Below are 10,570 nucleotides of genomic sequence, written 5' to 3'. Positions count from 1 at the left end.
CCGAGATCTACACCTAAGCCTTCGTCGGCAGCGTCAGATGTGTATAAGAGACAGGCCTTCGACGACTCCGGCCGTGAACTCGCCGTAGCCGCACGCCCGGTGGGCCTCTCCATGCACGGCGGCTTCGTCGAGCAGGACATGGACGAGGTCTACGGCGCGGTCGTCGCCGTACTGGACGAACTCACCGCGGAGGTCGACGGACCGTTCGAACTCGCCGGGCTGACCGGGCAGGGCGACGGGGTGTGGCTGGTGGACGGGGACGGGCGGCCGGTGCGGGCGGCGGCGTCCTGGATGGACGGGCGGGCACACGAACTGCTCGATCAGTGGCTGGCGGACGGAACCTTCGAGACGGTGTTCCGGCGGACCGGTAGCGCGATGTTCCCCGGGTGTCCGGGGCCGCTGCTGGCGTGGCTCGCCGCGCACGAGCCCGCCGCTCTCGACGCCGCCACCACCGCCCTGTACTGCAAGGACATGGTGTTCCAACGGCTGACGGGGGCGCGGGCGACCACCGATGTCTCGGACGCGTCGATGCCGTTCCTCGACCCCCGGACGCGGTCGTACGACAACGGTGTCGTCGAGCTGCTCGGGCTGACCCGGCGAAGGCGGCTGCTGGCACCGGTCGCCGACCCGGTCGCCACGGCCGAGACGCGTGGCGAGGGGCTACCGGCGGGGACCCGGATCGCGAACGGGCCGTACGACCTACCAGCCTGCGCGCTCGGTGCGGGGGTGACGGAACCGGGCGACGGGCTGCTCATCGTCGGGACCTGTCTCGCCAGCCTCGTCGCGACCACCGAACTGGACCTGAGCGGCGAACCGGCCGGCCTGTACATCTCCCTCGACCGGCCGGGGCACTGGCTGCGGGCCATGCCCGCGATGGTCGGTACGGCGGCCCTGGACTGGGTGCTGTCGACGACCGGCGTCCGGCACGAGGAGGTGGACGCGCTGCTCGCGGCGACCCCGGCCGGGGCGAACGGGGTGCGGGTGCTGCCGTACTTCGCGCCGTCCGGTGAACGTGCGCCCTTCGTCGAGCCCCGGCTCCGCGCCGAACTCACCGGTGTCTCCCTGGAGTCGACACCCGCCGACCTGATCCGGGCGACCTGCGAGGGCATCGGCTACGCGGCCCGGCACTGCCTGGAGGCGGCCGGTCTCACGGGCTCCCTGGCCGTGTGCGGCGGCGGCACGCGCAGCCCTGCCTGGATGCGGCTGCTCGCGGATGTGCTGGGGCGGCCGTTGCGGGTCGTCGAAGGGGAGGTCGGGGCGCGGGGTGCGGTGCTCGCGGCGGCGGAGCGGTACCGGGTTCCGCTGGACGCGGGGGCGTGGACGCGGCCGACGGAGATCGTGGAGCCGGACGCGGGGCGGGCCGCGTTCTACGCCAAGGGGTTCGAGGACCACTTGGCGCGCCTGACGGCCGCACGCCACCGAAGCCGATGACGCCGAACGCAGGGCAAGCCACGTACTACGCCAAGGAGTTCGAGAACCACCTCGCTCACCCGACGGCCGCGCTCACCCGACGGCCGCACGCCACCGAAGCCGGTGATTCCGGGGGCGGGCGTCCGCGATTCGCGGTGTACTACCGGCCTGGCCGTGCGTGGCGAGGAGGAGTTGATGACGGTGCTTCGACGGTGGTGCCCGAACTGCCATGGGTGGCAGGACTTCCAGCAGCTGGCCGACGCCGAGAAGGCCGCCGTCCGGGAGGAAAAAGGGCCCCGGCACTACGTGGGGGATCTGTGGCGCTGCGCCGTGAAGGGCTGTGTGCGGTACCAGCCCGCGTACAACGCGCGGGGCGGCGGCGATCTCCCCGAGAAGTTCCGTGAGGAGAAGGCCGCCGCCCCGGAGTGAGCGCCGCCGTGCTTACACCAGGTTGCTGAAGTCCGGGCCCTTCGTACGGGTGCGCTTCAGCTCGTAGAAACCGGGGACCGAGGCGACCGCGACCGTGCCGTCCCAGAGGCGGGCCGCCTCCTCGCCCTTGGGGGCGGGGGTGACGACCGGGCCGAAGAAGGCGATCTGCTCGCCGTCGGGGCCGGGGACGGCGATGACGGGGGTGCCGACGTCCTGGCCGACCTTGTCGATGCCCTCCTTGTGGGAGGCGCGCAGCTCGGCGTCGAACTCGAAGTCCTCCTGGTCCGCGTAGTCGATCAGGTCGGCGGGCAGGCCGACGTCCGCGAGCGCGCCGGCGACGGCCTCGACGGTCGGGCCCTCGCCGTTGTTGTGGATGCGGGTGCCGAGCGCGGTGTAGAGCGGGCCCAGGATGTCCGAGCCGTGCTTCTGCCAGGCGGCGGTGACCACGCGGATCGGCTTCCACGCCTTGGTCGCGAGCAGCTCGCGGTACTCCTCGGGCAGCTCGTCGAGCCGGGGTTCGTTGAGCACCGCCAGGCTCATGATGTGCCAGCGGACCTCGATGTCCCGGACCTTCTCCACTTCCAGCACCCACCGGGAGGTCATCCAGGCCCAGGGGCACAGGGGGTCGAACCAGAAGTCCACGGGGGTCTTGGCGGGCGTGGTCGCGGTCTCAGACATGACGCTCCTCGGAATACGGCCGTTTCCCCACGGCAACACCGCCCCTCGCCACCTCATTCCCGGGTACCCGCCGTCAGGGGCGCATGGCAGGATCGGCCCTGACCGCATAGCGAACACCGTTGATCGAACACCATCCGAGGGAGCGCTCCGTGCCCGGTGAGAATCTGACCCGCGACGAGGCCCGTGAGCGGGCCGCCCTGCTGTCCGTCGACGGGTACGACGTGTCCCTCGACCTGCGCTCGGCGGTCGGCGACGACGCCGGGGAGGGGCCGCGGACCTTCCGGTCGGTGACCACGATCCGGTTCCGCTGCGCCGAGCCGGGCGCGGCGAGCTTCGCGGACCTGATCGCACCGGCCGTGACCGCCCTGTCGCTCAACGGCAAGGACCTCGACCCGGGCGCGGTCTTCGACGGCACGCGCATCCAGCTGGAGGACCTGGCCGCCGAGAACGAGCTGATCGTCGACGCGCAGGCCGCGTACTCCCGTACCGGCGAGGGCATGCACCGCTTCGTCGACCCCGAGGACGGCGAGGTCTACCTCTACACGCAGTACGAGCCGGCCGACGCGCGCCGCGTCTTCGCCAACTTCGAGCAGCCGGACCTCAAGGCGCCGTTCCGCGCCGAGGTGAAGGCCCCCGAGGGCTGGACGGTGTGGAGCAACGGCGTCGGCGAACTGACCGACGGCGTATGGAAGTTCGCGGAGACGAAGCCGATCTCGACGTACATCACGGCGTTCGCGGCGGGCCCCTACCACTACGTGACGGACTCCTACTCCCGTACCTTCGAGGACGGTACGACGCTGGAGATCCCGCTCGGCGCGATGTGCCGCAAGGGGCTGGCGCCGTACTTCGACGCCGACGACGTCTTCCTGATCACCAAGCAGGGCCTGGACTTCTTCCACGAGCACTTCGACTACCCGTACCCCTTCGGGAAGTACGACCAGGCGTTCGTGCCGGAGTACAACCTCGGCGCGATGGAGAACCCGGGGCTCGTCACCTTCCGCGAGGAGTACATCTTCCGGGGGAAGGTGACGCAGGCCTCGTACTCGGGGCGGGCGAACACGATCCTGCACGAGATGGCGCACATGTGGTTCGGCGACCTCGTCACCATGGAGTGGTGGGACGACCTGTGGCTGAAGGAGTCCTTCGCCGACTTCATGGGCGTGTTCGCCAACGTCGGCGCGACCCGCTTCACCGACGCCTGGATCAGCTTCGCCAACCGCCGCAAGGCGTGGGCCTACCGCGCGGACCAGCTCCCCTCCACGCACCCGATCACCGCCGACATCCGCGACCTCCAGGACGCGAAGCTCAACTTCGACGGCATCACGTACGCCAAGGGGGCTTCCGTACTGAAGCAGTTGGTGGCGTACGTCGGCCAGGACGCGTTCCTGGAGGGCGCGCGCCGCTACTTCAAGCGGAACGCGTACGGCAACACGCGCCTCGGCGATCTGTTGTCGGTGCTGGAGGAGACGAGCGGGCGGGACATGGCGTCCTGGTCGCGGTCGTGGCTGCAGACGGCCGGGGTCAACTCCCTCACCCCGCAAGTGGTGTTGGACGTGGAGGGCGGCCGTATCGCGGAGCTGACGGTGCTGCAGGAGGCGGCGGAGTCGCACCCCGAACTGCGCCCGCACCGGGTGGTGATCGGCCTCTACCGGATGGAGGACGGCCGTCTCGTGCGGTACGAGCGGGCCGAGGTGGACGTCGAGGGCGCGCGGACGGTCGTGGTGGAGCTGGCCGGTGCGGACGCGCCGGAGCTGGTGCTCGTCAACGACGAGGACCTCACGTACGCCAAGACCCGTTTCGACGCCGTGTCGTTGGCGACCCTGCGCGACCACCTCGGGGCGCTCACCGACCCGATGGCGCGGGCGCTGTGCTGGTCGGCGCTGTGGAACATGACGCGGGACGCGCTGCTGCTCGCGCCCGACTTCATCGACCTGGTGATGCGGTTCGGGCGCCGGGAGACCGACATCGGTGTCCTGCAGATGCTGCACGCGTGGGCGAACTCGGCGCTGGTCAACTACTCGCCGCCGTGGTGGCGCGAGACCGGCGCGAAGCTCCTGGCGCACATCGCGTTGCGGGACCTGCGGGACGCGGAGCCGGGCAGCGAGCAGCAGCTGGCGTGGGCGCGTTTCTACGCGTCGGTGGCGTCGGCGCCGGAGGAACTCGCCCTGCTGCACGCCCTGTTGGAGGGTACGGAGAAGATCGAGGGCCTGGCCGTGGACCAGGAGCTGCGCTGGGCGTTCCTGGAGCCGCTGACCGCGCACGGCGCCGCCGACGAGGCCGTCGTGGCCGCCGAACTGGCCCGGGACGACACCGCGTCCGGCAAGCGCCACCAGGTCCGCTGCCTGGCCGCCCGCCCCTCGGCGGCCGTCAAGGCGCAGGCGTGGGCGCAGGTCGTGGAGTCGGACGCGCTGTCCAACGCGCTCGTCGAGGCGACCATCGCGGGGTTCGCGCAGCCCTCGCAGCGGGAGTTGCTCGCGCCGTACACGGAGAAGTACTTCGCGGCGATCGAGCGCGTGTGGTCGGAGCGGTCGATCCAGATCGGCGTGGACGTGGTGCGGGGGCTGTTCCCGGCGTACCCGGCGGCCGAGGACGCGCAGGCGACGCTGGACGCGACGGACGCGTGGCTGACGTCCCACGAGGGAGCGGCGCCGGCGCTGCGGAGGCTGGTGCTGGAGTCGCGGGACGACCTGGCGCGGGCGCTGCGGGCGCAGGCGGCGGACAACGAGGGTCGGGGTTCCGACGGCGCCCAGGGCTGACCCTTGGCCTGCGATTGGCCTCTGCGTGACCGTTACTGAATACAGGTAATCGCCCCCGTAACCCCTGGTCCACCCCATCCGGACCAGGGGTTTTCGGCGCCTACTCGGCATCCGAACGCCTGTCCTTTAGTACCGCGTTGTCCGGATTTGTCGACGGGCGTGTAACAGCGGTTAGGGACCGGATCCGGCGCGGGAAACCCCGTTGCATGAACCACAACACCCCGCTCTCCCCCCGCCCCCTCAGCCACCTCACCGAGGTGCACCGCCGCGTGCTGACGACGGCTCAGCTCCGGGCGCACGGCGTCCCGGCCGCCGAGGTGAACGAGCAGTGCCGTCCCGACGGGCCGTGGCAGCAACTCCTCCCCGGCGTCGTCCTGTTGCACTCCGGCCCGCCGACCGGCGAGGAGCGGCTGCACGCGGTGCTGATGTACGCGGCGCGGGAGCGGACGGCGGGGGTCCCGGTCCAGCCCGGCGCGGAGGGCCCGCACCGCCCGACGTACACGGAGACGATGGTCACGGGCCTGGCGGCGCTGACCCTGCACGGCTTCACGTCGGCGCCGGAGCTGTCCTCCCTGAAGCAGATCGACGTCCTGGTCCCGCGGATGCGCCGACTGCGCTCGACGGGCAGCGCGCGGATCGTCCGTACGGCGTCGCTCCCGGCCGCGCAGCAGGTGAAGGGTGTCCCGGTCGCGCCGGTGCCGCGGGCCCTCGCGGACGCGGTGGCCGAGTTGTCGGACGCGAACGCGGTACGCGGGCTGCTCACCGAGGCGGTACGCGGCGGCCACTGCGAACCGGCCGCGGTGGTACGGGAGTTGAACAACGCCAAGCTGCTGAGCCGCCCGCACGTGGTGGACGCGGTGGACTCGCTGCTGGCCGAGGGCCGCGCGATCGCGGAGGACCGCCTCTACCGGATGGTGAGCGAGCACGGCCTCCCCGACCCGGTCTGGAACGTGGACCTGCGCCTGCCCGGCGGCCCGCACCTGGGCGGCCTGGACGCGTACTGGCCCGAGCAGGCGGTGGCCGTAGAGCTGGACACCCGCGCCCCGCGCCAGGACGAGGACGCCCTCTGGTCGGAGTACGCCCGCAAGCGCGAGCATCTGGAGCGGCTGGGCATCACGGTCGTCCACATCACCCCGAAGAAGCTCCGGGACGCGATGGAGCAGCAGGCGGCGGTGGTCCGTACGGCGCTGATGGCGGCGGCGGACCGCGATCCGGCCGCGTATGTCGTGGTGCTGCCCCGGTAGTGACGGACCGGGGCGGGATCAGGAGGGGAGAGGAGGGGCCACCGGGGGTCGGTGGCCCCTCCTCATGTCTGTCCTACAGGGGTTCGGGCAGCGGCGGCGGGGCGGCGCTCGTCGTCGTGTGTCCCGCGTGCAGGCCGTCCATGAGGGCGGCGTAGGAGGCGATCATGCGCGTACGGCTGAAGCGTTCGCGGCTGCGGGCGTGGGCCTTGGCGAACTCCGCGCGGCCGATGACCGCCTCGGTCCAGGCCGACGCGATGGCGTCCGGGTCGGGGGGTGTGACGATGCCGTGTCCGGCGACGATGGAGGCGCTGTCGCCGACGTCGGTGGCGACGGGTACGGCGCCGCACATCATGCCCTCGATGAGGCAGAGGGGTGCGGCCTCGCCGAAGGACGAGGTCAGCGCGACGACGTCCGACCCGGCGTAGACGGTCTCCATGTCCCGCCGTACGCCGAGGAGATGGAGCCGGTCGGTGAGCGTGGCCCGCTCCTCCCCGAAGGCCTCGTCGATGTCGGCGGAGAGGGCGGGCTGGTCGTGGTCGGTCATGCCCGCGCCGCACATCAGGACATGCCCGGCGGGTTCGCGTCGTAGCCATTCCTTGGCCGCGCGAAGGAAGAGCGGGATGTTCTTCATCGTGGCGTAGCGGGCGGCGAAGACGACGACGGGGGCGGTGTCCGGGATGCCGAGCGAGGCGCGGAGGGCGAGCCGCCGGGCCGGGTCGGGACGGAAGCGCAGCAGATCCACGCCGTTGGGGATGACGTGGAGGACCTCGGGCGGGATGCCGGCGGCCTGGTATGCGTCGCGGGTGGACTCCGCGCAGCAGACGGCGGCGACGACCTTGCCGTCGGCGATGGCGGCCTTGAGTTCGTCGAGGGCGGTGCCCGAGTGTTCGGGGTCCGAACGGTGCAGGCACACGACGACGGGGCGGCGGGGCAGGCCCGCCTGGTTCAGCAGGGAGAGCGGCTGCTCCTTGAGCGACAGGACGACGTCGGCGTCCGCGAGGGCGCGGGCGGCGTCGGCGAGTTCGGGCCCGGTGAACCCCACCGTGGCCTGATCGTCACCGCCGCCGAAGCTGCGGCCGAGGGTCGAGACGCCGACGCCGGCCGCGGTCAGTTGCTGGTAGCAGGCGTCGTTCTCCATGGCCTGCCGGGTTGCTTCTCGGTGTACTTCTCCGTGGATGCTGAGCACCGTATGGTGCTGGCCGCCCTCCACCAGTCCCAGTACGACGTCGCTGTGGACGATGCGGGCTCCTCCGGAGAAGAACCCCTCGTAGACCGACAGCACGTGCAGCTCGTGTCTAGCGCGCACACGACCACCCGCCTTGCGTATGAATCGAGCCATCCCCGTGAACAGCGGGTTAGCCGTTATGAGGCGGCACGGACATTTCGTGCGAATGAACTGGGCGTCTCGTGTCTGGGTCCGATTGGTTATCCCGGGGTCAATTGGTACGGAGGCCTACGGCGAGCTGGACGCGAACCGTCTTTCCGATGTCTCCGCGCGGAAACCGTTCGGCGAATTCGAGGGCTTGCCGGACCACGGCGAACACCGGTTCGGGGTCCGATACGTCGATCACGCGAAACCGGGAACCGTTCCCCCGCTCGGCATGTCGTGAGGCACATGGTGTCTTTCTTCGCGATCTTCGGACCGCCCGTGGTCACGGTCTTCCTCGTTGCCTTCGGGGCGGCTGCGTACGGGTTGTGGGTGACCGCGAAGAAGCCCTCGTGGCCGGCCCGTTGGGCGGTGCTCGGGGGCGGGGCCGCGATCGCCGCCTACGGGGCCGGAACCGACTACGGGCTCGCCTTCACGAACCCGCTGGACCTGTGTGCGGAGAAGACGCCGGACGGCGTGCGCTGGCAGTCCCCGGGGCACGCCACCCTGACATCGACGCACGTGGGCAGCTTCCCGCTGTCCGTCAAGTGCCATTGGAGCAGCGGGTACAGCACCGAGATGGTGTGGCCCTGGGCCTCGCCCCTGCTGTACGCGGGGCTGGTCTGCTGCGTCGGGTGCTCCGTCCTGCTCCTCGTCAAGCACATCCAGCGGTCTCAACCGGTATAGCTCCTCCCCCCTTTGGACACCTCGTAGTACTTGGGCTCGGTGAGGTCGAGCCTGAACACCATGCCGTACCGCTTGCGAAGGGCGGCGACGGTCTGGGCCTCTGGTTCGCGCGTGCACCGCGTCACGGGGAGGTCGACGGCGGGGCAGGCGTCCGGTTCCTGGATCATCAGGTGTGGCTGATGGTCGCGTACCGGGTCCCACGACAGGGTGTGCGCCGAAGCGGACATCTCGGTCTGCTCCAGGGCACCGGCGTGGTCGCGGTAGCGGTCGACGACGGCCCCGTAGGCGTCATTGGTGAACGGGATGTCGGACCCTGTGCGGTCCCCCGCGGTGAGTACGCCGTCGAGGACCGAGACGATCCGGTCGGGGGCGGCGCCGTAGTACGCGGTGACCTGCATCGAACAGCTGATCTTGTAGGTGTCGTCGCCGTTCGAGTCGAACAGCTGCTTCGCTCTTCCGCCCCGGCACGTGTCGCGCACGACGAGCATGCCGAGAGCGAGGGGCGTGTCCTCGGCGTACGCGCGCGCCACGCCCCGCAGGCGGCTCTCCGTCCTCTCCCGGGCCTGTAACGCCTGGGCGCTGCCCGCGAGTTTGCGGACCTCCCTCGGGCTCGTGGCGCGGCTCTGGGCCGAGCACGCGGAGACGGCCACCACCACGACGGTGGCGACCGCGCCCCACAGTGTCTTGCGCGTTCCGGTCATGCTCTCCCCCTGTTCGCACCCCTCCCGCAGAGGCGCTACCCGCCACTGTTCAGCGGGGCGGGCAGGTCGCGCATGAGTACCCGTACCTACCGGGTCCCCCGACCGAACCTCGCCTCACGTCCCGCAGAACTCCCCCACCACCACCGCCCCCGCGTCCCCCGACCAGTCCCCGTTGAAGTTGAACGCCAGGGAATGGCTCCCGTCCGCCGTCGTCACCGCCACGGACGACGAGCCGTGGATGCCGCCGTCGTGGCCCCAGACGTGGACGCCGCAGGGCAGGGTGATGTCGGCGAGGCCCAGGCCGTAGCGGGTGCCGGCGCTGTCGTCGCCCGTCGGGACCGTCGTCTTCATTTCCTTCAGCTGCTTCCCCGGGAGCAACTCGCCCCGCAGCAGCGCGCCGTAGAAGCGGTCCAGGTCGGAGGAGTCGGAGATCAGTGAGCCCGCCGAAGAAGCGATGGTCGGGTTCAGGTTCGTGACGTCGTACGTCGGGCCTGTCGCCGTTTCTGCCAGCTTGCTGTACGCGCGGCTGCTGGGCTGCGGGACCGTGACCCTCGCGCCGGGGAGTGAAGTCGCCTTCAGATGGAGGGGGTTGATGATGCGGCGGCGGATCTCCGTCTCGTACGAGTGGCCCGTGACCTTCTGGATCACCATCCCCGCGAGGACGTAGTTCGTGTTGGAGTAGTTCCACGACGTGCCCGGGGCGAAGTCCGGCTTGTGGGTCATCGCGATCGCCACCAGGTCGGCCGCGCTCTTCGTGTCGTAACGGTGCTGGAAGAAGCCGTCCTTGGTGAAGTACGCGGTGCCGAAGTCCTCGTCCGCCGTGTAGTTGAAGATGCCGCTCGTGTGGTTGAGGAGTTCGCGGAGAGTGATTTTGGTGCCGTCGTGGCCGTTGCCCTCGACCACGCCCGGCAGCCATTTCGCCACCTTGTCGTCCAGCGACAGGCGTCCCTCCGCCTCCAGTTGGAGGATCACCGTCGACACGAACGTCTTGGTGATGCTGCCCACCCGGTAGCGGTCGTCGGCCGAACGGGGCTTGCCGGTGCGGAGGTTGCCCACACCGGCTGTCGTCGACCAGGTGGTGCCGTCGTCCTTCACCGTCGCCGTGACGCCGGGTACGCCGATGTCGATCGCCGCCTGGATGGCCGTAAGAGTGGCGGTGTGGTCCTTGCCTGCCGGCTCCGCCGCCATCGCGGGTCCCGCCAGTGCGACCGACAGCGCCACCGCCGTCGTCGCCATGAGTGCCGTACGGACTCTCAGTCCCATGTCTTCCCCCTTCGTCGGGGGGAGGGACTCGACGAC

At 70.6% G+C, this 10,570-nt stretch carries 10 protein-coding genes; 5 read left to right on the top strand and 5 right to left on the bottom strand.

Features of this window, described 5'->3' with window-relative positions:
* Positions 1 to 39 precede the first annotated feature (39 nt).
* Both OO69_RS33425 and OO69_RS33420 read left to right on the top strand, forming a co-directional pair.
* Positions 40 to 1,431, top strand: coding sequence for an FGGY family carbohydrate kinase (locus tag OO69_RS33425; protein WP_033284610.1), 1,392 nt, complete (start codon positions 40 to 42; stop codon positions 1,429 to 1,431).
* A 174-nt stretch (positions 1,432 to 1,605) separates the two neighbouring features.
* Positions 1,606 to 1,839, top strand: a complete 234-nt coding sequence (locus OO69_RS33420) for a hypothetical protein (protein ID WP_033284609.1) — start codon at positions 1,606 to 1,608, stop codon at positions 1,837 to 1,839.
* Between the two features lie 12 nt (positions 1,840 to 1,851).
* On the opposite strand, the gene OO69_RS33415 is transcribed toward OO69_RS33420, so the two are convergent.
* Complete coding sequence (locus OO69_RS33415) at positions 1,852 to 2,517, bottom strand: DsbA family protein (RefSeq protein WP_033284608.1); 666 nt, start codon at positions 2,515 to 2,517, stop codon at positions 1,852 to 1,854.
* 149 nt (positions 2,518 to 2,666) lie between these two features.
* On the opposite strand from OO69_RS33415, the gene pepN reads away from it, so the two are divergent.
* Together pepN and OO69_RS33405 are read left to right on the top strand one after the other, a co-directional pair.
* The gene (gene pepN, locus OO69_RS33410) at positions 2,667 to 5,273 is read left to right on the top strand and encodes an aminopeptidase N (RefSeq protein ID WP_033284607.1); all 2,607 of its coding nucleotides are present in this window, start codon (positions 2,667 to 2,669) and stop codon (positions 5,271 to 5,273) included.
* A 206-nt stretch (positions 5,274 to 5,479) separates the two neighbouring features.
* Positions 5,480 to 6,517 (top strand): hypothetical protein, encoded by a 1,038-nt coding sequence (locus OO69_RS33405; RefSeq protein ID WP_033284606.1) that lies wholly within the window; start codon positions 5,480 to 5,482, stop codon positions 6,515 to 6,517.
* 73 nt (positions 6,518 to 6,590) lie between these two features.
* Here the strand turns inward: OO69_RS33405 and OO69_RS33400 are convergent, their stop codons facing one another.
* A complete protein-coding gene (locus OO69_RS33400; protein ID WP_033284605.1) occupies positions 6,591 to 7,799 on the bottom strand; it encodes a glycosyltransferase in 1,209 nt (402 codons plus the stop codon).
* A 154-nt stretch (positions 7,800 to 7,953) separates the two neighbouring features.
* Entirely contained in the window at positions 7,954 to 8,088 is a 135-nt protein-coding gene (locus OO69_RS53615; RefSeq protein ID WP_267885226.1) for a hypothetical protein, read from the bottom strand.
* Positions 8,089 to 8,132: 44 nt separating this feature from the next.
* Between OO69_RS53615 and OO69_RS33395 the strand changes: the two genes are divergently transcribed.
* Positions 8,133 to 8,570 (top strand): hypothetical protein, encoded by a 438-nt coding sequence (locus tag OO69_RS33395; RefSeq protein ID WP_033284604.1) that lies wholly within the window; start codon positions 8,133 to 8,135, stop codon positions 8,568 to 8,570.
* Here OO69_RS33395 and OO69_RS33390 read toward each other — a convergent pair.
* Both OO69_RS33390 and OO69_RS33385 read right to left on the bottom strand, forming a co-directional pair.
* A complete protein-coding gene (locus tag OO69_RS33390) occupies positions 8,558 to 9,271 on the bottom strand; it encodes a hypothetical protein (protein ID WP_033284603.1) in 714 nt (237 codons plus the stop codon). The two genes, OO69_RS33395 and OO69_RS33390, sit on opposite strands and share 13 nt — an antisense overlap.
* 114 nt (positions 9,272 to 9,385) lie before the next feature.
* Positions 9,386 to 10,534, bottom strand: a complete 1,149-nt coding sequence (locus OO69_RS33385; RefSeq protein WP_234444593.1) for a serine hydrolase domain-containing protein — start codon at positions 10,532 to 10,534, stop codon at positions 9,386 to 9,388.
* Between the last annotated feature and the right edge of the window lie 36 nt (positions 10,535 to 10,570).

The sequence above is a fragment of the Streptomyces sp. NRRL F-525 genome, assembly GCF_000716605.1.
Lineage (GTDB): Bacteria > Actinomycetota > Actinomycetes > Streptomycetales > Streptomycetaceae > Streptomyces.
Note: the sequence above shows the minus strand (reverse complement) of the source record. Positions and strands in the feature narration are given on the sequence as shown.